This is a genomic window from Dyella sp. ASV21 (genome assembly GCF_016428975.1).
Lineage (GTDB): Bacteria > Pseudomonadota > Gammaproteobacteria > Xanthomonadales > Rhodanobacteraceae > Dyella.
On record NZ_JAELTT010000192.1, the window covers coordinates 1 to 403 of the forward strand.

A 403-nucleotide genomic window follows, 5' to 3' on the forward strand; every position below is an offset into this window, starting at 1 on the left:
CCCCCCCCCCCCCCCCCCCCCCCCCCCCCCCCCCCCCCCCCCCCCCCCCCCCCCCCCCCCCCCCCCCCCCCCCCCTTTTCACTGACACGGCGACCACCGAGACCTACACCCGAACGTTGTCGTCGGCAGCGTCAGATGTGTATAAGAGACAGGGGCCAGCGTCTGGTTGGAGAAGCTGTTGGACATGACGAAGCTCGGGTGGCCGTGGGCGCAGCCCAGGTTCACCAGGCGGCCTTCGGCCAGCATGTAGCCTGTCTCTTATACACATCTCCGAGCCCACGAGACCCGTGACCGAATCTCGTTTTGCGTCGTGTGGGTTTAAAAAGGGGGGGGGGGGGGGGGGGGGGGGGGGGGGGGGGGGGGGGGGGGGGGGGGGGGGGGGGGGGGGGGGGGGGGGGGGGGG

1 protein-coding gene is annotated in these 403 nt (G+C 73.9%); it reads left to right on the forward strand.

Features of this window, described 5'->3' with window-relative positions; genetic code table 11:
• Window positions 1-135 precede the first annotated feature (135 nt).
• The gene (locus tag JHD67_RS22785; RefSeq protein ID WP_199101176.1) at window positions 136-291 is read left to right on the forward strand and encodes a hypothetical protein; all 156 of its coding nucleotides are present in this window, start codon (window positions 136-138) and stop codon (window positions 289-291) included.
• Window positions 292-403: the final 112 nt, after the last annotated feature.

What these genes read in the sequence shown, in the direction of transcription:
- JHD67_RS22785 (WP_199101176.1), top strand. Translation starts at nt 136, where the DNA reads ATGTGTATAAGAGACAGGGGCCAGCGTCTGGTTGGAGAAGCTGTTGGA.